1 protein-coding gene is annotated in these 339 nt (G+C 64.9%); it reads right to left on the bottom strand.

Features of this window, described 5'->3' with window-relative positions:
• A partial coding sequence (locus RZR99_RS33190; protein WP_407655554.1) for a bacteriophage T4 gp5 trimerisation domain-containing protein occupies positions 1-339 on the bottom strand: 339 nt, incomplete at both ends.

The following is a 339-nucleotide window of genomic DNA, read 5'->3' as shown; positions in this document are numbered from 1 at the left end:
GCTCACCGACAAGCCCGTGTACGACACCGAAATCCCCGTGAAGCTGACGGAGATCCCCGTGACCGAGGTCGACGTGCCTTTCACCGAAATGTTCAGATCCTGCCCGACCGCCTTCGAGCTGTTGCGCTCGACGGTCTGCTGCATGTCGCGCTCGGCATGGATCATCACGCGCTCCGCCCCGCGCTGGTCGTCGAACGTCAGCTGGCTCGCGTTCTGGTATTGCCCCGCCTGCTTGATCGAGCGCGATACCAGCCCCGTGTAGCGGACGTCTTTCGGCAGGTCGTACGGCGTCGGGTTCTCGCCGTTGTAGACGATCCCCGTCGCGAGCGGCCGGTCGAG

The sequence above is a fragment of the Burkholderia alba genome (assembly GCF_034721475.1).
In the GTDB taxonomy this organism is placed as follows: domain Bacteria; phylum Pseudomonadota; class Gammaproteobacteria; order Burkholderiales; family Burkholderiaceae; genus Burkholderia; species Burkholderia alba.
The sequence above is the reverse complement of the archived record's forward strand: the minus strand, read 5'-3'. Positions and strand labels throughout refer to the sequence as shown.